Below are 19,500 nucleotides of genomic sequence, written 5' to 3'. Positions count from 1 at the left end.
TTCAGGCGTTCATGACCGCCACGGATCGCGTGTTGAGATAGGCCTCCAGTGCCTCGCTGCCGCCCTCGGTCCCGTGGCCGGATTCCTTGATGCCACCGAAGGGCATCTCGGCCGAGGCCAGGGCGCCCATGTTGATCCACAACATGCCGACCTCGACCTGTCGCGTCAGCCGGTCGGCGTTGCGCAGGCCCTGCGTGAAGGCATAGCCGGCCAGACCGTAGGGCAGGCGATTGGCCTCGGCGATGGCATCGTCCAGCGTGTCGAAGGGGCGGATCAGCGCCATCGGACCGAAGGGCTCCTCGTTGAGCGCACGAGCCGACAGCGGCACGTCGGCCAGCACGGTCGGGCGCCAGAAGTTGCCGGCCTGCCCGATGCGTTCGCCACCGGTCAACAAGCGGGCTCCGCGCGACACGGCATCGCGGGTCAGGTCCTGCATGGCGGTGACGCGGCGGGCGTTGGCCAGCGGGCCCATCTGCGTGCGGTCGTGCAGGCCGTTGCCGACCTTCAGGGCTTCGGTCTGACGGGCGAACTCGGCGGCGAAAGCATCGATAACGCGGCGATGGACCAGGAAGCGGGTCGGCGAGATGCAGACTTGGCCGGCATTGCGGAACTTGCTCGCCACCGAGATCTTCACGGCCAGTTCGAGGTCGGCGTCGTCGCAGACGATCACGGGCGCATGGCCACCCAGCTCCATCGTTGCGCGCTTCATGTGCTGGCCGGCCATCGCGGCGAGCTGCTTGCCCACGGCCGTCGACCCGGTGAAGGTGATCTTGCGAATCACCGGATGGGCGATCAGGAAGCTGGAGATCTCGGCCGGATCGCCGTAGACGAGGCCCAGCACGCCCGGCGGCAGGCCGGCGTCGGCAAAGGCGCGGATCAGTGCAGCCGGGCTGGCCGGGGTCTCCTCGGGGCCCTTGACCAGCATCGAGCACCCTGACGCCAGGCCCGCAGCCACTTTCCGCACGACCTGATTGATCGGGAAGTTCCACGGCGTGAAGGCCGCAACCGGACCAACCGGGTCCTTGACGACCATCTGCCGGATCGCGAGGTCATGGCGCGACGGCACCAGACGGCCATAGACGCGCATCCCCTCGTCGGCGAACCAGTCGATGATCTCGGCGGCCGCCATCGTTTCGGCACGGGACTCGGCCAGCGGCTTGCCCTGCTCGCGGGTCATCAGGGCCGCGACGGCGTCGGCACGTTCGCGCAGCAGCGTCGCGGCCTTGCGCATGATGCGGGCCCGCTCGATCGCGGTCATGCCGCGCCAGCCGTCGAAACCGGTCTTCGCCGCCGCGACGGCGTCGTCGAGATCCGAGCGTTCGGCGCGCGCGACCTGGCCGATCATCTGGCCATCGGATGGATCGATCACCGGCAAGGTGCGGCCCGCAGCGCCGTCGCGCCAGACGCCTCCGATGAAATGCTGGACGTCGTGCGTGCTCACGACACGATCTCGCTCGACAGGTCCTGGGCCGGCAGGCCCAGGGTGTGACCCATGCGCTGCTGCTTGGTCCGCAGGTAGGCCTCGTTCTCGGCCGTCGGCGGCGTGTGAAGCGGCACGCGTTCGCGGATGTCCAGGCCGAAGTCGGCGATCCCCTGGTACTTGGCCGGGTTGTTGGTCAGCAGGCGCAGGCTGGTGATGCCCAGGTCCTGCAGGATGCGCGCGCCCACGCTGTAGTCGCGTGCATCGACCGACAGGCCCAGCTCCAGGTTGGCCTCGACGGTATCGAGCCCGGCATCCTGCAGCGCATAGGCGCGCAGCTTGTGGGTCAGGCCGATGCCACGCCCTTCGTGGCCGCGCAGATAAAGCACCACCCCGCGCCCGGCCCGGCCGACGGCGGCGAGCGAGGCCTCGAGTTGCTGCCGGCAGTCGCAGCGCAGCGAGCCGAAGGTGTCGCCGGTGAGGCACTCCGAATGCACGCGGACCAGGACGTTCTCGGCCCCCGACAGGTCACCCATGACCATCGCCAGATGTTCGTGTTCACCCCCCTGGGCGCGGTAGACGCACGCGGTGAACATGCCGTGGCGGGTCGGAAGGCGGGCCTCGGACTCGCGCCGGACCTCGATGCGCGCACGGCGGTAAGCCACCAGGTCGGCGATGGAGACCATCACCAGTCCATGCTCGCGCGCAAAGACTTCCAGCTGGGGTCGCCGGGCCATCGTGCCATCGTCGTTGACCACTTCGGCCAGCACGCCACCGGGGCGCAGGCCGGCCAGCCGGGTCAGGTCGACCGAGGCTTCGGTGTGGCCGGGCCGGTGCAGCACGCCACCGGGCACGGCGCGCAGCGGGAAGACGTGGCCGGGCCTGTTGAAGTCGGACGGGACCACGTCCGGGTCGACCAGTGCGCGGAAGGTCAGCGCCCGATCGGCCGCCGAGATCCCGGTGGTCGTGCCATGCCGGTAGTCGACGGTGACCGTGTAGGCCGTGCGCATCGAGTCCGTGTTGCGCTCGACCATGAGCGGCAGGTCCACCTGGTCGAGCCGTTCGCCCGGCAGGCCGATGCACAACATGCCGCTGGTGTGGCGAACCATGAAGGCGATGGACTCCGGCGTCGCGTGTTCGGCCGCCAGGATGAGGTCGCCCTCGTTCTCGCGGTCCTCGTCATCCACCACCACCACCATCTCGCCGCGCGCGAGCGCCGCCAGAGCGTCTTCGATCCGATGCAAGGCCATCACCTGTCTCCTGGGTTGATCCGGCCCTGCAGGGCCGTGGATGGATCAGGAGATAGCCAAGTCCGTGCCAATCGGTCTTGGAGCCAGGGAGCAGGTCGCCACGCTTGAAGAATCAAGGACTTGCACCCGTCGCATCGCGGACCGGCGCCTGTGCGCACAGCGGCTGCGACAGGCAGGTGTCGCAGGCGACGAGCGCCTGCGACAGTCCAGTCGGGTCGCTGTCGCGCGTCAGTGAGGCTGGCGGCGCGGGCGATGCACGTCGAACTCGTTGAGCCGACGGTGCAGGGTCGCCCGGGAGATACCGAGCTGGGCAGCGGCGGCAGAGACGTTCCAGCCGGTCCGCTCCATCAACGCGAGCAGCGATTCGGCATCGGACACCTGACGCTTCAGAGCCGGCGGCGAGGCCAGGCCGCCCCTGCGTGCAACCAGCGGCTCGGCTGGCCCGACGCATTCGACCTGTTCGCGCAGGGAGGCCGGCAGGGACGACAGGCCAATGACGCCGTCATCGTTGATGGCCACGCTGAACTTCGCGACGTGCTGCAACTCGCGAATGTTGCCGGGCCAGCGGTGACGGCGCAGCACATCCATGGCAGCCGCGCCCAGCGGGCAGTCGTCGACACCAGCCTCTGTTGCCGCCCGAGCAAAGGCGCGTTCGACCAGCTGGTCGAGGTCGGTGCGTTCCCGCAGCGGTGGCAGGGCCAGCGTGGCGCCGCTCAAGCGGTAGTAGAGGTCTTCGCGAAAGCGGCCTTCCTGTACCAGTGCCTTGAGGTCGCGCAGCGTCGCCGAGATCAGCGCGAAGCGGACCTGCACCGGCTCGGTCGCGCCGACCGGCACGAACTCGCCTTCGGACAGCACCTGCAGCAAGCGGCCCTGCAGGCCCAGCGGCATGTCGCCGATCTCGTCGAGGAAGAGCGTGCCGCCGTGGGCGCCCATCAGCCGTCCTGGCGAGCCCTGCCGCGCCGCACCGGTGAAGGCGCCGGGTCGATGGCCGAACAGCTCGCTCTCGATCAACTCCTGCGGGATCGCCGCGCAGTTGATCGAGACGAAACCTCCGGCGCGATGCGGTCCATCCTCGTGCAGCGCCCGCGCGAGCTGTGTCTTGCCACTGCCGCTCTCGCCTTGCAGCAGCAGCGGCAGGCCCCGCGCATGCAGGCGCTGGGCGATGCGCAGGCGCTCCAGCATGGCCTCGTCGTGGCCGACGATCTCCTCCAGCGTTGGCGCCGTCGCGGCCTTCGAGCTCGATACCTTGGGGGCCGCCGACTGCGGCGCCAAGCGGGCCGCACGAGGGGCCACATCGATGTCCTGGACCTTCACGGGCGCACGCCTGGGCGGCTCGGTCACACGCAGGTGAATGCGACCGTTGACGCCCTCCAGCGTCGCCAACGGGTCCTGCAGCAGGCGCTCGACATGGCCGGCATCGACGATCGCACTGAACTTGCGGCCGATGAGCTGCTCGGGCAATTCATGGGCACGCCCGTTGATCGAGACGCTGCGAAGCAGCCGAGCGGCATTGGGTGTCGCATCGATGATGCGGCCACTCTCGTCGACGGCCAGGCGCGCCTCCGCCGCCGTGTCGCTGAAGTCGTCGTGGCGGGACAGCCGCAGGATGCGGGCACGGGCGTGACGCCGGTCGAAGAACACGTTCTCGATCCGGCGCGCCGAGCTGGCGACCATCTGCCGCACGACGGCCTGCAGCGTGTGGTCGGTGCTGCGCATCGCGGTCACGTTGAGGACCCCGGCCAGCCGGCCTTCCGCGCCGAAGATCGGCGCCACGGTGCAGCTCAGGCCGGCCAGCTTGGTCGCGAAGTGTTCTGACATCACCACCGACAGCGGCTTCTGCTCGCGCAGGCAAAGCCCGACACCGGTCGTGCCCTGCTTCTCCTCGTTCCACACCGAGCCTGGCAACACGCGCAGGTTCGAGCAGGTGTCGACGACCGTGGCGGCACTGCGGAAATGCATCACCACGCCCTGTGCGTCGGACAGCATGACCACCTGGGCGTGATCGCTCAGGGTCTGGTACAGGCGGTCGATCTCGGGCGACGAATACGCGCTCATCTCCTCGATCGGCGCGCGACGCTCCTGCAACTCCGCATGGGTCAGGACGTCCGGCTCGACGATGCGGTCCGGCTCCAGGCCATGTTCGGTGACGCTGCGCATCCAAGAGGCCAGCACGCCGGGCTCGAGATCGGGCATCTGGACCGGCCGCCGGCCTTCCAGTGCGGCCATGACGAGATGCGCGTGACTGTTGTTGGCCACTGTCGGCTCTCCCACGGTAGGCATCTGAATTTAGGGGTGCATTCAGCGTTTTGCCTATGGTGACAACCCGGCACCACACCCGACCTTCGTCCCACCCTTTGTCCCGACCGTTGTCGCTGTGTCGCCCGCGACTGTCGCGTGCCGGCCGGCTTGCGACAGTCGACTGTCGCAACGGCCCGGTCATGCGACAGCGTCGCACATGACAAGTGCTTGATTTCTCTCGTGTTGCGGTCCTGGCACGGCTCTGGCAGTGACTCCTGCTAAGGCGTGAGACGCCCAACAGGAGACCGACGAGATGAGCACGAGCCACGGCGTGGACGAAGGGCAACAGAACCTGTCCGCGGACCTGAAGGAAGCGATGCGCCGGCTGGCGAGTTCGGTGGCCATCGTCACCAGCCGCGACCCGGACGGCCAGCCGCACGGCATGGCGGCCTCGGCGGTGATCCCGGTGTCGATGGACCCGCCGTCGATGCTGGTGGCGGTCAACCGTGATGCCGGCCTCCATCCGGTGCTGCAGCGCTCGCGCCGCTACTGCATCAACCTGCTGGCCGACGACCAGCACCCGTTGCTCAAGCCCTTCTCGCAGACCGCGCTGCGCGAACAGCGTTTTCGCTCGGACGACTGGCGTGATGCCTGGACGTCCGGCGACGGTCCCCTGCCCTGGCTGGACGGCGCCCCCGCCGCGATCGAGTGCGAAGTCGACCAGACCCTGGACTACGGCACCCACACCCTCTTCGTCGGCCGTGTCGTCCGCGTGCGATGTGCGCCGACCGAGACGGCCACCGGCACCTCCGCGCCGCAGCCGCTGGTCTGGCTGGCCGGCCAACGCGCCCGCCTTGCCGCAGAGGCCTGACCGCCACGCCTCCTGCCCCGCTTTCTTCCCCCGCGCCAGCCGGCGCTTCCAACCCCAAGAGGAGACTGACCATGAAACTCGGCCTGTTCGGCATGCCCCTGCACCCGCCCACCCGTCCGACGGCGGAGACCTACGAAGAGAACACCGACCGCGTGATCCACGCCGATGAACTCGGCTTCGACGAGGTCTGGTTCGGGGAGCACATGTCGTGCACCACCGAGCCGATCGCCGCGCCGCTGATGTTCATGGCCTCGCTGCTGAGCCGCACCAAGCACGTGAAGTTCGGCACCGGCGTGATCGCGCTGCCCAACCACCACCCGGCCGTCGTCGCCGCCGAGGTCGCCCAGTTCGACCACATGAGCCGTGGCCGTCTGATGTTCGGCATCGGCCCGGGCGGCCTGGCCAGCGACATGGAGCTGTTCCAGGTCCTCGACAACGCCTACCGCAGCGAGCGGATGATGGAGTCGATCGACACCATCCTGAAACTGTGGCGACAGGACCCGCCCTACCACATCGAGGGCAAGCACTGGAACATCCAGCTGTCGCAGACCGTCATGCCCGAACTCGGCGTCGGCTACATCCCCAAGCCCTTCCAGCTTCCGCACCCGCCGATCATGATGACGGCCATGTCACCGTTCTCGGACAGCGTGAAGACAGCCGGCCAGCGCGGCTGGAGCCCGATGAGCGCGAACTTCTGCCCCGAGTACGTCATCGCCAGCCATTGGAAGAAGTACCTCGAAGGCTGCGAGCTGGGCGGCCGCAAGCCCAATGGCGACGACTGGCGCGTGGCACGCAACATCGTGCTGGCGCGCAGCGACTCCGAGGCGCGTGACCGTGTCATGGACCCGGCAGGCAGCAACTACTACTACTTCGAATACCTCTGGAAGGTGCTGCTGGCGGTGAACTACACGGCCGTCATGAAGGCCGACCCGAAGCAACCCGACTCGGAAGTCACGATCGAGCAGCTGATCGACAGCATGGTGGTCTACGGCTCGCCCAAGACCGTCACCGAAAAGCTGCTGGCCTTCCGCGAGCGCACCGGCCCGTTCGGCGCGCTGCTGATGGCGTCGATGGACGGCTCCGGCGCCAACCGCGCCCGCGAGTGGGAGTCGATGACGCTGCTGGCCCGCGAGGTCATGCCCAAGATCCGCGCGGCACTCGGCCGCTGAAGCGGATCCGGCTGGCGTCCCCGATGGGACGACCAGCCCGTCCAGACCCTGCGAACCTAGAAGACCCACGAACGCGGCCCGTGTCGCGAGCGTGCCTGCGCACGCCCCTCGAACACCGGCTCGCCACAGGAGACAAGCCTCATGAACTTCAAGCATGCGCGGAGCACCCGCATTCTTTCGACCCTCGTCGGCCTCGCCGCTGGCGCGGCCTGCACGCTGGCACTGGCCGCCAGTGGCCCCGGCTACGACGACCCGACCAACTGGCCGCAGTACCACCGCAGCCACAACGCCTGGCGCTTCAGTCCGCTGGATCAGATCAACAAGGGCAACGTCAAGCGCATGCACGTGGCCTGGGTCCACCAGCCCGGTGCGGTCACGCATGGTCTGCAGGCCACGCCCATCGTGATCGATGGCGTGATGTATTCGATCGCGGCCGACAACAACGTCTTCGCACTGAATGCCGCCACCGGCGAGGTGCTGTGGCGCTACACGCCCAAGCTCGACCCGATCGTGCGGGAGGTGTTCTACGGCTCGGCCAGCCGTGGCGTCACCGTCGGTCGCGGCAAGGTCTACATCGGCTCGCTGGACGGGCGCTTCATCGCCCTGGACCAGAAAACCGGCAAGGAGCTGTGGAGCACGCAGCTGACCAACATGCGCGCCGAAGGTGGCGCGCTGTTCTCGTCGCCGCCGCAGCTCGCCGGCAACATCCTGTTCGGCGGCACCACCGGCGGTGACCAGCCGATCGTCGGCAAGATCTACGCGGTCCATGCCGACACCGGTGAGCGCACCTGGACCTTCGAGATCCCGCGCGACGACCCCAAGAGCTGGCCCGGCGACAGCCGCAAGCGCGGGGGTGGCTCGGCCTGGCTGCCCGGCACCTACGACCCGTCGACCGACACCATCTACATCGGCACCAGCAACGCGTCGCCCGACTTCAACCGCGACGACCGCATGGGCGACAACCTCTACACCGCCACCGTGCTGGCGCTGGAGTCGAAGACCGGCAAGGTGAAGTGGCATCGCCAGGAAGTGCCCAACGACACCTGGGACTTCGACTCGGCCTATGAATCGCTGCTGGTGCCGCAGCCCAATGGCAAGACGGCCCTCGTCCACCTCAACAAGAACGGCTTTGTCTACGTGATGGACAAGGACAACGGTTCGATGGTGAACGCCTGGCAGTACACCGAGAACATGAACTGGGCCAAGGGTGTGGATCCGAAGACCGGTCTGCCGATCGAGCCGAACTTCCCCGAGACCAACAAGACCAAGCTGCACTGCCCCAACCTGCTGGGTGCCCGCAGCTGGAACCACGGCGCGTACAACCCCGCCACCAGGCTCTGGTACTCGCAAGGCATGGAGGTCTGCAACCACGTGACCAGTGCGAAGCAGGATCCGGTCATGGGCATCAGTTCGCTGGCCCTGGGACTGAGCGACATCAAGCTGACCGATCCGCCCGGCAAGAAGGCCGATGGCTGGCTGGGTGCCTTCGACCCGATCAGCGGCAAGCAGGCCTGGAAGGTCCGCTTCGAGATGCCGCCGCTCAGCTCGGTGCTGGCCACCGGCGGCGGTCTGGTGGTCACCGGCGACATGCGCGGCGTGCTCTACGCCTTCGACGCCGACAACGGCAAGGAGCTGTGGCGCTTCAACGCGGGCTCTGGCGCGCGAGGCGGCCCGATCAGCTATGCCGTCAACGGCAAGCAGTACATCGCCATCCCGACCGGACTGGGCTCGCACGCGCCGGGCTTCCTGACGGGCGCCTTCCCGCAGATCCGCGACCTGCCCGGCGGCTCGGCGCTGATGGTCTTCACGGTGGACTGATCGATGGGCCAGCGATCCATGCTCCAGGCCTTCGGCCTGGCACCGATCCTGGTTGCATGGGGCGCGGCGGCCCACGCCGCGCCACCGTTCGACCTGGAAGAACAGGCCCGCATCGATGCCGGCAAGCGACGTTTCGGCGCCGCCTGCGCCGCGTACTGCCACGGGTCCGAAGGCGTCGGTGGACGCGCACCGGCCTTCAAGGGCAACACCCGCTTCGCCCCGGAAGACGCCTTTCGGACCATCACCGAAGGCCGCAGAGGCATCGACATCATGCCGCCGTGGGGCAGCACCTTCTCGCCTGAACAGGTCTGGGAACTGGTGGCCTACCTGCAGCACCTGTCGAAACAGCCGCCACCTTGACGAACCGGAGTGTGACGATGCCCAGGATCGAAGGCGGATGCCTCTGCGGCGACGTGCGCTACACCACGACGGCCGAGCCGGTCGTCGTGGTTCTTTGCCACTGCACCCATTGCCAGCGCCAGTCCGGCGCGGCGTTCTCGGTCAACGTCGGCGTGCCCAAGGGCGCACTCACGTTCACCGCCGCCAAGCCGCAGGTCTACACCGACCTGGGCAGCAGCGGCCAGCCGGTCTACCGGCACTTCTGCGGACGCTGCGGCTCGCCGATCTTCTCGGACGTGGTATCTCGCCCGACGCTGGACTGGGTCAAGGCCGGCACGCTGGACGATCGGTCCTGGCTGCGTCCGACGCTCGCCATCTGGTGCGACTCGGCCCAGCCCTGGGTCGGACAGCCGGACGGCATGAAGGCCTTCCCTCAGGGACCGACGGCGATGTAGAGCGGGCGCCCGAGGCTCAGCCCTTGAGCCTGTCGACCACCTGAGCCAGCACGCGCGCATCGACGCCGTGGCCCAGGCCGGGGAAGCGGTCGAGTGTGACCTCGGCCCCGAGCGCCTGCAGCTGCGCCTGGCCGTCCACGCTCAAGCGCACGGGCATCACGGCGTCGGCATCCCCATGCAGCAGATGGATCCGGGTCCCCGACGGCGCCACCTTCGGCGGCTGCGCGAACCGCCCGGCAATCGCCACGATGCGCGAGGCCAGCGCGACCGGCTGCTGGGTCGATTCCAGCGACATGATCGAGCCCTGCGAGAAGCCGAGCAGCGTCGTCGCGGCCGGACCGATGCCGGTCTGGCGCTGCCAGTGCTGGACGGTGTCGACGAAGCGCTGCATCGTCGCGGCGACGCGTGCCGGACGGCCCGCCTCGGTCACGCCCTGGACCGAGAACCATTGCCAGCCCGAACCGAAGTCCGAAGCATCGGGCGCCTGCACGCTGACGATGCAGGCCTGCGGCCGATGCGGTGCCAATGCCTCGCCCAGCGGCGCCAGGTCGGCGGCGCTGGAGCCCACGCCGTGGAACATGAGGATCAGCTCGCTGGCGGTTGCGGGCTGCTGGACGATGATGGCCTGGGACATGTCGATTCCGGGTGAGGTGATGGGAAGACTCGGTTCAGTCTGCACGAGCCGCCAGCGTTGCGTCCACCGAGTACCTACCGGCGCCACTGAAGAACAGCGACACGGCTGCCGCGAACAACGCCAACGCGTACTCATAGCCGCCGTTGCCCGCGAAGAAGCCCTTGCTCCAGTGGACCGAGAAGATGGCCACGAGCATCGTGAAGGCCAGCACCGCTGAGGCCGGCCGCACCAACAGTCCCAGCAGCAACGTCAGACCTCCGAAGAACTCGGCCGAGCCCGCCAGCAGCGCCAGCAGGTAGCCCGGCGCCAGACCGATCGAGGCGAAGAACTCGCCAGTGCCGTCAAGCCCGTAGCCGCCAAACCAGCCGAACAGCTTCTGGGCGCCGTGGGCCGCAAAGATGATGCCCACGGGCACACGAAGCGCCACCGGTCCGACACGGTCGTCGGTGGACAGGAGGCGCTGGATCAGGGTCTGGGTCATGGTGTCTCTCCGGGATTGGATGCAGCGGATCGCTGCGATGGGCTGAACTCTAGTAACCCATCAAATCAAGATAAAGAACCATCTTCGAGAAAGACTGGCTCGAAAAACAAGCCAATCAGGTCCTACCAGATGCTGCACGGGTGCCAAGGTCCGTCAGCGGAGAAGTCGGACAAGACCTCACCGGCACACACCTTTGCTCGCCTACGAAATCAGCAGAGACAAGTCTCTCTCCATTCACCAATGGGTCAATCTAGGTGGTTTCACCTATGCATTGTCTACTTCACTATTGAATCTGATAACGTTGGCTGCAAGGGTGATCAAGACCCAGCCGCAGGCGGCATCTCCCGCCGCACAGACGCCCCCCTCGCTGCCGCAGCCTTCCTCTGGCCTCGGCTTTCGCTCACGCAACCATCACCAAGGACCGTCATGAACTTCAAGTTCCACCACATGAACATCTGCACGGACAACCTGCCCCGGTTGACCCAGTTCTACAAGACGCTGTTCGAGCTCGGCACGATCAACGACAAGGAACACACCGTGGTGAGCGGTGTCCGCGAGGACCGCGCCTACACCGGCAACGTTGACTTCCTGACCGACGGCGCCATCGAGTTCCACTGGTCCGAACGCGACCTCGACACCGGCTTCAAGATGAAGCAGTTCGTCAACCCGATGGGGCGTGGTCACTTCTGCTTCCGCACCGACGACATCCAGGGCTTCATGCGCAAGTGCGACCAGCTCGGCATCCGCTATTCGGACTACGGCTGCTGGGCCATTCCCGGCTGGCACCAGGTCTTCTTGCATGACCCCGACGGCCACGTCATCGAGGTCCACCAGCCCGGCGTGTTCAATCGTTGACCACGACCGCCAACGCAGACCGCCAGACGGCGGTCGTTCCTGAAGACAAATGACGTTGGCACCGATGCCGACACGAGGAGACAAGATGACCAAGTCCACCCTGAATCGCCATCCCGCTCGAGCGCGCCGCCTGCTGACGCTGCTTGGCGCCGCCGCCCTGGCCTGCACAGCATGGCCAGCCTGGAGCCAGACGACCCCCTGGCCGACGAAGCCCATCCGTCTGGTGATCGGCTTCGCTGCCGGCGGAACGACGGACGTGATCGCACGTTCACTGGCCCAATCTCTGACCGAGGCACTCGGCCAGACCGTGGTGGTCGACAACAAGCCGGGGGCGAGCGGCAACATCGGTGCGGCTGAGGTATCCAAGGCGGCGCCCGATGGTTACACCATCCTCGTGGCGCCGACCTCGGTCGAGACCGCCAATCCCTCGCTCTTCAAGTCGCCCTTGCTTCCTTCTCGCGACCTGAGCGCCGTCATGGGCGTCGGTCGTTCGCAGATGTACGTGATCTCCCGCCCGGACCTTCCGGCCAAGGACGTGAAGCAGCTGATCGCCTTGGCGAAGTCCCAACCGGGCAAGCTGTCGTATGCATCGTCGGGCGCTGGCACGCCGCAACACCTGGCCGGCGAGTTGTTCAAGCAGAGTTCCGACACCGAGATCAATCACATCCCTTATCGCGGATCCGGCCCCGCGTTGCAGGACCTGATGGGCGGCCAGGTCGACTTCACCTTCGACTCCGGCGTCTCGCTGCCGCTCATCAAGGCTGGCAAGGTCAAGCTGCTGGCCGTCGCCAGCGAGAAGAAGTCGCCGTTCTTCCCGGACGCACCGACCTTCGCGGACCTCGGCATCCAAGGCGCCAGCTTTGACATCTGGTTCGGCGTCTGGACGCCCAACGGCGTGCCGGCCGAGATCACGACGCGGCTGACCCGCGAACTCGGCAAGGCTCTCGCGAACCCGGTCGTCAAGCAGCGTTTCAACGAGATGGGCGCCGAAGCCGTGTCCCTTGAGACGACCGCATTCCGCAAACTGCTGGCTGACGAAGGCAAGACGCTCTCCACCCTCATCCGCGATCGAAAGATCAACGTGGAGTGAGTGTTCCCCGATCGAGCGGCAAGCAGCTGCTCGATCGATGTCCCCAACCAGGCGTCTCGAGATCCATGAGGCGCCGATCGAACGAAGCACCCATGAACCGCAAGCAGAAGGTGGGTCTCATCGGCCTCGGAGCCATGGGACGAGGGTCCGCGACCCAGTTGATCAACAAGGGATTCGAGCTTGTCGGCTTCGACGTCCGGCAGGAGAGCCTTGATTGGCTGTCAGGCATCGGCGGCACACCCGCTGCCACTCTTGCAGCACTGGCAGGCCAGGTCGAGATCGTGGTCAGCTTCGTCGTCAATGCCGAGCAGACCGAACAAGTCTTGTTGGGTCCGGACGGACTCGTGGGAAGACTGCCGGCCGGCTCGATCTTCATATCGTGCAGCACGATGGACCCGGCTTATGTGGAGAAGCTGGCCTCGCGCCTCGCAGCGAAAGACATCCAGCTCGTCGACGCCCCGGTGACCGGTGGACCCGGCGGCGCCCTCCAGGGCACGCTGACCATCATGGGTTCGGGGGAGAAGGACGCATTCGAGCAGGCCCGTCCGGTCCTCGAAGCGATGGGCAAGCGGATCCATTACCTCGGTCAGGCGGGCACGGGCGCCAAGATGAAGGTGATCAACCAGTTGCTGGTCGGTGCGAACCTGGCTGCAGCTGCCGAGGCGATGGCGCTGGCGAAACATCTGGACGTGCCCTTGCAGACCACCCTGGACATTCTGTCGAGCGGCGCGGCCAACAGCTGGATGCTGTCGGACCGAGGACCCAAGATGATTGCAGAGGGCTACGACGACGTTGCAGCCGCGATCGACATCTTCGTCAAGGATCTCTCGCTGGTCCTCGATACCACGCGCGAAGCGCGCTTCACCGCGCCACTGGCCCACATGGCCTATCTGTCGTTCATCGAAGCGGCAGGCCGGGGCTTGGGTGGCGCCGATGGTGCATCGATCATGACGAACTACGCACGGCGCACGCGCCGCGACTGAGCTCCGCCGATCTCCGGAGACCCTCCATGCCCGCCTACCGTTCCAAGACCTCCACCCACGGCCGCAACATGGCCGGCGCCCGTGCGCTCTGGCGCGCCACGGGGATGAAGGATGACGACTTCGCCAAACCCATCATCGCGGTGGCCAACTCCTTCACCCAGTTCGTCCCCGGCCACGTTCACCTCAAGGACCTGGGTCAGCTGGTGGCTCGCGAGATCGAGGCGGCTGGCGGCGTCGCCAAGGAGTTCAACACCATTGCAGTCGATGACGGCATCGCAATGGGCCATGACGGCATGCTCTATTCACTGCCCAGCAGGGAGCTGATCGCCGACAGCGTCGAGTTCATGGCCAATGCACATTGCGCAGACGCGCTCGTGTGCATCTCGAACTGCGACAAGATCACGCCCGGCATGCTGATGGCCGCCATGCGACTGAACATCCCGGTGGTGTTCGTCTCAGGCGGACCGATGGAGGCCGGCAGGATCCAGAACCGGGATTCGAAGTCCCAATCCATCGAGATACGCAAGCTGGACCTGGTGGATGCGATGGTCATGGCCGCCGACAGTCGCATGACGGACGCCGAGGTCGCCGAAGTCGAACGGTCGGCCTGCCCGACCTGCGGCTCGTGCTCGGGCATGTTCACCGCGAACTCGATGAACTGTCTGACCGAGGCGCTAGGCCTCTCATTACCGGGCAATGGCACGCTCGTGGCCACGCATGCGGACCGCGAACAGCTCTTCCGCCGGGCCGGACGGACGATCATCGAACTCTGCCGCCGCCACTATGAAGGCGATGACGCCTCGGTGTTGCCGCGCGCCGTCGGCGTCAAGGCCTTCGAGAACGCCATGACGCTTGACATCGCCATGGGCGGATCAACCAACACGATCCTGCACTTGCTGGCGATCGCGCAGGAAGCCGGGATCGACTTCACGCTCAAGGACATCGACCGCCTGTCGCGGCAGGTGCCGCAGCTCTGCAAGGTCGCCCCCAACACGGACAAGTTCCACATCGAGGACGTACACCGTGCCGGCGGGATCATGGCAATCCTGGGCGAGTTGGACCGCGCCGGAAAACTGCACACCGATGTGCCGACCGTTCACAGCTCGACGCTCAAGGACGCGCTGGCGGCGTGGGACATCGCGCACGCGCCATCGGCCGAGGTGCAGACCTTCTACCGTGCCAGCCCAGCCGGTATTCCGACACAAGTGGCCTTCAGCCAGTCGACGCGATGGGCCAGTCTGGATCTCGACCGTTCCCATGGCTGCATCCGGTCGCAGACGCATGCCTACTCCCAGGATGGCGGTCTGGCCGTTCTCTACGGCAACATTGCCGCCGACGGCTGTGTCGTCAAGAGCGCGGGCGTCGATCCGGGACTTCTCGTCTTCGAGGGTGTCGCTCACGTCACGGAATCGCAGGATGCGGCCGTCGCCGACATCCTCGCCGACAAGGTCAAGCCCGGTGACATCGTCATCGTGCGCTACGAGGGACCCAAGGGCGGACCGGGCATGCAGGAGATGCTGTATCCGACCAGCTACATCAAGTCCAAGGGCCTCGGAAAATCGTGTGCGCTGCTCACGGATGGACGCTTCTCGGGTGGCACCTCCGGCCTGTCGATCGGCCATGTGTCGCCAGAGGCCGCGGCGGGCGGTGCGATCGGGCTCGTCAGGGATGGCGACCGGATCCGGATCGACATCCCGAATCGCAGCGTCCGCTTGCTGGTGTCGGACGAGGAACTCGCAGCCCGCAGAGAGGCCCAAGACGCTGTTGGCTGGCGCCCGGCGCACAAGCGCGAGCGACAGGTGTCGGCCGCATTGAAGGCCTATGCAATGCTGGCCACCTCTGCAGACAAGGGAGCGGTCCGAAACCGCTCGTTGCTGGAAGACTGACCGAACCAGGCGAGCGAATCTGGGGCTGGACTACCATCGAAAACGCTAGCCCCGGATGCGGGCCGGCGGACACGGAAACCAAGCCAGCAAGGGTCATGAAGAAGGCGATGAAAGTCGACAAGCGCGAGAAGGCCGGGACGGACGAGGCGGAGGCCCGTACCTACGCGGCACCGGCCCTTGAGAAGGGACTCGACATCCTGGAGGCGCTGTGCCTCAGCGAGCATCCTCTGACCCAGAAGGAGATCGCTCAACGGGTCGACCGCAGCGTCGGCGAAATCTACCGGATGATTGCTTGTCTGGTGGATCGCAACTACCTGCGGCTCGTCGATGCCAACACGTATGGCATCACCACCAAGCTTTTCGAACTGGCCCATGTCCACTCGCCAACGCAGCGATTGCTGATCGAGGCGGCGCCTTTGATGAAGCGGCTCACGAATCAGCTCGACCAGTCCTGCCACCTCACGGTCTATGGCAACGGAAAACAGCTGGTCCTGCACAAGGTCGATACACCCAACGGCATGGGTTTCTCGATCCGCGCCGGAGCAGAGATCGATGTGTTGATCTCGTCGTCCGGACGAGTGCTGCTGGCATTCCAGGACGCGGAGACGCGCAAGTTGCGCATCGAGGAATCACTGGCACGAAGCCCCGGCCAGGCGAATCCGCAAATCGACACCATCCTAGACACCATCCGCGCCCGAGGTCACGAATCCGTCCCCAGCGGTCAGGTCCGTGGCCTCTATGCCATCAGCTTTCCGATCCTCGACACCCAGGGGCATGCGATCGCCTCGATGACGGTGCCCTACACCGAAAGGCTCGACCAGACTCCGGGACCTTCGATCCAGCAGGCCACCGAAGCCCTTGACCTGACGTCCCGCCAGCTCTCGGCGCGCATCGGTGGCTCAGGCCTGCGCGCCGAGCTGGGCGCACCGCCACTCTCACCCTGAGACGCAAGGCGCGCCCCAGGTTCAGACCATGCCAAAGCGTCGCCGGACGTCGTCGGCGGCGTGCCGGATGTGCAGCGACAGACCGAGTGCGGCCATGTGGTTGCCATTTCGCCCGAGGATCACCTGCGCCTTGGGCAGGAACACCGCCTCCTCATGGCTCGCATGGGCCAGATAAGCGCGGATGAGTCCGGCCACGTCGGCACGGTCCAGCGGCGACAGGATCCCGTTGGCGATGGCCTCGATGGCAGGCAGCAGGCGACGGAAGGTCGACTCCAGTTGCCGGTGCTCCGAGGTCAGCCGCGCGATCAGGCGCTCGACGTCCTCGCGCTCGGCCCCTGGTGTTGCGCTGGCGAGCACAGCGGGGAACAGGTCGATCTCTTCGTCACGGTGATGCTGGACGATCACATCGCGAAAGAACGCCTCGACCTCGCTGGCCACTTGACGCGCCTTGCGAGCCAGATCGACCATCGAGGGCAACTCACCGAGGTCCTGGAGCACCTGCACGATGCCGGCATGGCAATCGGCAAAGGACTGGACCGGTTCGTCGCCGGGCGAACGCGGAGCCTCATTCATCGTTCACTCCCGGGCGTCGGGTCGATCGATCGATGCAGCTGAAGTGCTCGACCTTCGGCGGCTGCGCGAAGAAGTCGCCGACCAGGCCGCGCCATTGCGCAAACAGGGGCGAACCCCGGAAGCCCACCGTGTGGTCCTCCACCGTCTCCCAACGCAGCAGCAGCACGTAGCGTTCCGGCGTCTCGATGCAGCGCTGCACCTCATGGCCCAGGAAGCCTCGGGCCTGCGGAAAGACCTCGTGCAGGCCCTTGTTCAACGCCTGCTCGAACTCCGAAGCGCGGCCCGGTTGGACGTGGATGTCGGCGATCTCGAAAATCATGTTGGCAGCCTTCACAAGTGAGAACACGCGATCAGTTCGTGAACCGGTCAGCGTCCGAGCCGATGGCCACGGTCTCACCCGTGGCCACAAAGGTGCGCGTCACGTCCGGCGTGCCATACACCACCAGCACCCAGGCTGGTGCGTCACCGACGTTGACCAGTTCATGTTCGACGCCAGCCGCGATGAAAGTCGAGTCCAGGCGGCCACAGACCTGCTCGCGTTCGCCCAGGCGGATCTTCACGCGGCCTTCCAGCACGGTCACCTGTTCCTCGGCATTGTGGACATGGGGCGGCGCTGGCACGCCGACCGGGAGCATCGTGATGCCCGTGTGCATGGCGCGCGCGCCCTGCTTCCGGCCGGCGATCGGGTAGTTGACGATGCCATTGCCGCGAGAAACTTTCGGCAGGGTGTCGAAGGGAAGGAAATGCGCGTGGTCGCTCATGTCGGGTGTCCGGTTCGAATCAGTGGATGTGCGCGCCACCGTTGACGTCCAGCGTCGCGCCGGTCACGAAGCCGGACAGGTCGGACGCGAGGAACAGGCAGGCACCCGCCGCTTCGCGTCGTGCGCCGATGCGCTTGAGCGGGATGGCATCGACGATGCCCTGCAAGCGATCGGGCGGCAGGCTGTCCAGCATGGGCGAATCGATCATGGCCGGGCAGATCGCGTTGGCCCGGATGCCCTTCGCGCCGAACTCGCGGGCGATGCTGCGGGTCAGGCTCAGCATGCCGCCCTTGGATGCGGCGTAGTGCGGGCCGCCGACCAGCCCGCCGCCCCGCTGCGCGGCCAGCGATGCGACGTTGACGATCGTCCCGGCGCGACGTTCGGTGAACACGCGCAGGACGCTCTGGCAGAGGTGGAACGCCCCCTTGAGATTGACGTCCAGCATGCGATCGAGTTCGTCCGCACCGATCTCCAGCAGCGGCGTCGACTTGACGATGCCCGCCGCATTCACCAGGCAGTCGATGGTGCCGTGCAGGTCGAGCGTCCTGGCGACAAGGCGGTCGCAGTCCTCCGCCTGGGTGACGTCACAGCGCCAACCCTGCACCTCGGCCGGACGACCCAGGTGATGCTCGATTGACGCACGCAGGCTGGCCACCAGCGCGTCGTCCAGCATCACGTCGGCCAGCACGACCTTGGCACCGTGTTCGGCAAAGAGTTCAGCCGTGGCGTAGCCGATGCTGCGCAGCGAACCTGCACCGGCAATGACGCACACCTTGTCCTTCAACAGCATCTGGATCTTTCTGGAATTCGGATGGACAGACGTCGGATCAAGCGACCGGCAGCTCGTGCGCGATCCAGTCGAGCAAGGAGGCCTGATGTGGCGCCCAGCCCAGTTCCCGACGGGCTCGCGCCGCACGCATGCGGCTGTTGCCACCGAAGGAGAACCGCGCGCGGGCCTCGCCCCATTGGCGGACGGCCTCGTCAACAGGCACCGAGACGACACCCGGCAAGCCCAGTCGGCTGGCAATGGCAGCACCGACGTCGCTGAACGCCGCCTCGCCGTTTTCGGCGAAGTAGAACGAGCCAGCTGGTGCCCGGTCGAATGCCAGCAGGTAAAGCTCGACCAGGTCATCCAGGTGGACGTTTGACCAGACGTTGCGCCCCGAGCCGACGATCTCGACGACACCGCGCTGGCGAGCATTCGCGGCCAGGAAGGGGACCTGAACGCTGTCGCGCTTGAGACCGCGTCCGAGGCCATAGACCAACCCGGGACAGATCACCACCGAACGCACGCCCTTGGCTGCGGCGCCAAGCACGGCCAGATCGATGTCCCGACGGGCTTGCTTGAGCGGATGCACGACCAGCGGTGCATCCTCGTCGATCACGTGGTCCGAGAGGCGTTCGCCGTGGGCATCGTCGGCCACGATGCTGGAACCGCTGGTGTGCAGCAGCAACTTGCCCGATCCGGACAGTGCATCGACCAGGGACAGGGCCGAGGGCGCATGGTCCGCGCTGGCGGTGTGGATCACGCCGTCGGCCGCACGGGCCTCGCGTGCCAGCAGGTCGGCGTCGTCGATCGAGCCGATGACCGGGTCGATGCCGGAAGCGGCCAGCAATGCGCCGGTCCGGTCGTCGCGCGTCAGGCCACGCACACGGTGGCCCGCCAGGATCAGCGCCTGTGCGACCGATCCGCCGATGTAGCCGCTGGCGCCGGTGATGAAGACGGTGTTCAA

Annotated in this window: 20 protein-coding genes; 10 read left to right on the top strand and 10 right to left on the bottom strand. The window is 66.6% G+C overall.

Going from position 1 to position 19,500, the window contains the following annotated elements; genetic code table 11:
- Position 1 precedes the first annotated feature (1 nt).
- The 3 genes from ACWA7K_RS05255 to ACWA7K_RS05245 all read right to left on the bottom strand — a co-directional run bounded on the left by ACWA7K_RS05255 (position 2) and on the right by ACWA7K_RS05245 (position 4,896).
- The gene (locus ACWA7K_RS05255) at positions 2 to 1,441 is read right to left on the bottom strand and encodes an NAD-dependent succinate-semialdehyde dehydrogenase (RefSeq protein ID WP_456166341.1); all 1,440 of its coding nucleotides are present in this window, start codon (positions 1,439 to 1,441) and stop codon (positions 2 to 4) included.
- Positions 1,438 to 2,670 carry a bifunctional 3,4-dihydroxy-2-butanone-4-phosphate synthase/GTP cyclohydrolase II gene (locus ACWA7K_RS05250; protein ID WP_456166339.1) on the bottom strand — a complete coding sequence of 411 codons (1,233 nt, stop codon included), beginning with the start codon at positions 2,668 to 2,670 and terminating at the stop codon, positions 1,438 to 1,440. Before ACWA7K_RS05250 ends, ACWA7K_RS05255 begins: the two co-directional genes overlap by 4 nt.
- 228 nt (positions 2,671 to 2,898) lie before the next feature.
- On the bottom strand, positions 2,899 to 4,896 hold the full coding sequence (locus ACWA7K_RS05245) for a sigma-54-dependent Fis family transcriptional regulator (RefSeq protein WP_456166337.1): 1,998 nt from the start codon (positions 4,894 to 4,896) through the stop codon (positions 2,899 to 2,901).
- 325 nt (positions 4,897 to 5,221) lie between these two features.
- Here ACWA7K_RS05245 and ACWA7K_RS05240 point away from each other — a divergent pair, with 325 nt between their 5' ends.
- The 5 genes from ACWA7K_RS05240 to ACWA7K_RS05220 all read left to right on the top strand — a co-directional run bounded on the left by ACWA7K_RS05240 (position 5,222) and on the right by ACWA7K_RS05220 (position 9,560).
- Positions 5,222 to 5,779, top strand: a complete 558-nt coding sequence (locus ACWA7K_RS05240) for a flavin reductase family protein (RefSeq protein ID WP_456166335.1) — start codon at positions 5,222 to 5,224, stop codon at positions 5,777 to 5,779.
- Between the two features lie 71 nt (positions 5,780 to 5,850).
- Entirely contained in the window at positions 5,851 to 6,948 is a 1,098-nt protein-coding gene (locus ACWA7K_RS05235) for an LLM class flavin-dependent oxidoreductase (protein ID WP_130483901.1), read from the top strand.
- Positions 6,949 to 7,089: 141 nt separating this feature from the next.
- The gene (locus tag ACWA7K_RS05230; protein WP_456166333.1) at positions 7,090 to 8,766 is read left to right on the top strand and encodes an outer membrane protein assembly factor BamB family protein; all 1,677 of its coding nucleotides are present in this window, start codon (positions 7,090 to 7,092) and stop codon (positions 8,764 to 8,766) included.
- Between the two features lie 3 nt (positions 8,767 to 8,769).
- Positions 8,770 to 9,126, top strand: coding sequence for a c-type cytochrome (locus ACWA7K_RS05225; protein WP_456166331.1), 357 nt, complete (start codon positions 8,770 to 8,772; stop codon positions 9,124 to 9,126).
- A gap of 17 nt (positions 9,127 to 9,143) precedes the next feature.
- On the top strand, positions 9,144 to 9,560 hold the full coding sequence (locus tag ACWA7K_RS05220) for a GFA family protein (protein ID WP_456166329.1): 417 nt from the start codon (positions 9,144 to 9,146) through the stop codon (positions 9,558 to 9,560).
- A 16-nt stretch (positions 9,561 to 9,576) separates the two neighbouring features.
- Here the strand turns inward: ACWA7K_RS05220 and ypfH are convergent, their stop codons facing one another.
- Positions 9,577 to 10,194 (bottom strand): esterase, encoded by a 618-nt coding sequence (gene ypfH, locus ACWA7K_RS05215; RefSeq protein WP_456166327.1) that lies wholly within the window; start codon positions 10,192 to 10,194, stop codon positions 9,577 to 9,579.
- Between the two features lie 34 nt (positions 10,195 to 10,228).
- Positions 10,229 to 10,675, bottom strand: coding sequence for a DoxX family protein (locus ACWA7K_RS05210; protein WP_456166325.1), 447 nt, complete (start codon positions 10,673 to 10,675; stop codon positions 10,229 to 10,231).
- 426 nt (positions 10,676 to 11,101) lie between these two features.
- Here ACWA7K_RS05210 and ACWA7K_RS05205 point away from each other — a divergent pair, with 426 nt between their 5' ends.
- From ACWA7K_RS05205 to ACWA7K_RS05185, 5 genes are all read left to right on the top strand, one after another.
- The gene (locus ACWA7K_RS05205; RefSeq protein WP_456166323.1) at positions 11,102 to 11,530 is read left to right on the top strand and encodes a VOC family protein; all 429 of its coding nucleotides are present in this window, start codon (positions 11,102 to 11,104) and stop codon (positions 11,528 to 11,530) included.
- 85 nt (positions 11,531 to 11,615) lie between these two features.
- Complete coding sequence (locus ACWA7K_RS05200; RefSeq protein WP_456166321.1) at positions 11,616 to 12,620, top strand: tripartite tricarboxylate transporter substrate binding protein; 1,005 nt, start codon at positions 11,616 to 11,618, stop codon at positions 12,618 to 12,620.
- A 92-nt stretch (positions 12,621 to 12,712) separates the two neighbouring features.
- The gene (locus ACWA7K_RS05195) at positions 12,713 to 13,603 is read left to right on the top strand and encodes an NAD(P)-dependent oxidoreductase (RefSeq protein WP_456166319.1); all 891 of its coding nucleotides are present in this window, start codon (positions 12,713 to 12,715) and stop codon (positions 13,601 to 13,603) included.
- 26 nt (positions 13,604 to 13,629) lie between these two features.
- A complete protein-coding gene (gene ilvD / locus ACWA7K_RS05190; protein WP_456166317.1) occupies positions 13,630 to 15,489 on the top strand; it encodes a dihydroxy-acid dehydratase in 1,860 nt (619 codons plus the stop codon).
- A gap of 95 nt (positions 15,490 to 15,584) precedes the next feature.
- Positions 15,585 to 16,433 carry an IclR family transcriptional regulator gene (locus ACWA7K_RS05185; protein WP_456210377.1) on the top strand — a complete coding sequence of 283 codons (849 nt, stop codon included), beginning with the start codon at positions 15,585 to 15,587 and terminating at the stop codon, positions 16,431 to 16,433.
- A 21-nt stretch (positions 16,434 to 16,454) separates the two neighbouring features.
- On the opposite strand, the gene ACWA7K_RS05180 is transcribed toward ACWA7K_RS05185, so the two are convergent.
- From ACWA7K_RS05180 to ACWA7K_RS05160, 5 genes are read right to left on the bottom strand one after another with little or no spacing between them, the layout of a single operon-like run.
- Positions 16,455 to 17,006 carry a hemerythrin domain-containing protein gene (locus ACWA7K_RS05180; RefSeq protein ID WP_456166313.1) on the bottom strand — a complete coding sequence of 184 codons (552 nt, stop codon included), beginning with the start codon at positions 17,004 to 17,006 and terminating at the stop codon, positions 16,455 to 16,457.
- Complete coding sequence (locus tag ACWA7K_RS05175) at positions 16,999 to 17,340, bottom strand: antibiotic biosynthesis monooxygenase family protein (RefSeq protein WP_456166311.1); 342 nt, start codon at positions 17,338 to 17,340, stop codon at positions 16,999 to 17,001. Before ACWA7K_RS05175 ends, ACWA7K_RS05180 begins: the two co-directional genes overlap by 8 nt.
- Before the next feature lie 16 nt (positions 17,341 to 17,356).
- Entirely contained in the window at positions 17,357 to 17,767 is a 411-nt protein-coding gene (locus ACWA7K_RS05170; protein WP_456166309.1) for a cupin domain-containing protein, read from the bottom strand.
- Between the two features lie 19 nt (positions 17,768 to 17,786).
- Positions 17,787 to 18,557, bottom strand: a complete 771-nt coding sequence (locus tag ACWA7K_RS05165) for an SDR family NAD(P)-dependent oxidoreductase (RefSeq protein WP_456166307.1) — start codon at positions 18,555 to 18,557, stop codon at positions 17,787 to 17,789.
- A gap of 37 nt (positions 18,558 to 18,594) precedes the next feature.
- Positions 18,595 to 19,500, bottom strand: coding sequence for an NAD-dependent epimerase/dehydratase family protein (locus ACWA7K_RS05160; RefSeq protein WP_456166305.1), 906 nt, complete (start codon positions 19,498 to 19,500; stop codon positions 18,595 to 18,597).

It is taken from the genome of Leptothrix mechoopdaensis (SeqCode) (assembly GCF_053893855.1).
The sequence above is the reverse complement of the archived record's forward strand: the minus strand, read 5'-3'. Positions and strand labels throughout refer to the sequence as shown.

Excerpts from the sequence above, each read along its gene's own strand:
- ACWA7K_RS05250 (WP_456166339.1), bottom strand. The coding sequence starts at position 2,670 with ATGGCCTTGCATCGGATCGAAGACGCTCTGGCGGCGCTCGCGCGCGGC.
- ACWA7K_RS05245 (WP_456166337.1), bottom strand. The coding sequence starts at position 4,896 with ATGGCCGCACTGGAAGGCCGGCGGCCGGTCCAGATGCCCGATCTCGAG.
- ACWA7K_RS05240 (WP_456166335.1), top strand. The coding sequence starts at position 5,222 with ATGAGCACGAGCCACGGCGTGGACGAAGGGCAACAGAACCTGTCCGCG.
- ACWA7K_RS05235 (WP_130483901.1), top strand. The coding sequence starts at position 5,851 with ATGAAACTCGGCCTGTTCGGCATGCCCCTGCACCCGCCCACCCGTCCG.
- ACWA7K_RS05230 (WP_456166333.1), top strand. The coding sequence starts at position 7,090 with ATGAACTTCAAGCATGCGCGGAGCACCCGCATTCTTTCGACCCTCGTC.
- ACWA7K_RS05225 (WP_456166331.1), top strand. The coding sequence starts at position 8,770 with ATGGGCCAGCGATCCATGCTCCAGGCCTTCGGCCTGGCACCGATCCTG.
- ACWA7K_RS05220 (WP_456166329.1), top strand. The coding sequence starts at position 9,144 with ATGCCCAGGATCGAAGGCGGATGCCTCTGCGGCGACGTGCGCTACACC.
- ypfH (WP_456166327.1), bottom strand. The coding sequence starts at position 10,194 with ATGTCCCAGGCCATCATCGTCCAGCAGCCCGCAACCGCCAGCGAGCTG.
- ACWA7K_RS05210 (WP_456166325.1), bottom strand. The coding sequence starts at position 10,675 with ATGACCCAGACCCTGATCCAGCGCCTCCTGTCCACCGACGACCGTGTC.
- ACWA7K_RS05205 (WP_456166323.1), top strand. The coding sequence starts at position 11,102 with ATGAACTTCAAGTTCCACCACATGAACATCTGCACGGACAACCTGCCC.
- ACWA7K_RS05200 (WP_456166321.1), top strand. The coding sequence starts at position 11,616 with ATGACCAAGTCCACCCTGAATCGCCATCCCGCTCGAGCGCGCCGCCTG.
- ACWA7K_RS05195 (WP_456166319.1), top strand. The coding sequence starts at position 12,713 with ATGAACCGCAAGCAGAAGGTGGGTCTCATCGGCCTCGGAGCCATGGGA.
- ilvD (WP_456166317.1), top strand. The coding sequence starts at position 13,630 with ATGCCCGCCTACCGTTCCAAGACCTCCACCCACGGCCGCAACATGGCC.
- ACWA7K_RS05185 (WP_456210377.1), top strand. The coding sequence starts at position 15,585 with ATGAAGAAGGCGATGAAAGTCGACAAGCGCGAGAAGGCCGGGACGGAC.
- ACWA7K_RS05180 (WP_456166313.1), bottom strand. The coding sequence starts at position 17,006 with ATGAATGAGGCTCCGCGTTCGCCCGGCGACGAACCGGTCCAGTCCTTT.
- ACWA7K_RS05170 (WP_456166309.1), bottom strand. The coding sequence starts at position 17,767 with ATGAGCGACCACGCGCATTTCCTTCCCTTCGACACCCTGCCGAAAGTT.
- ACWA7K_RS05165 (WP_456166307.1), bottom strand. The coding sequence starts at position 18,557 with ATGCTGTTGAAGGACAAGGTGTGCGTCATTGCCGGTGCAGGTTCGCTG.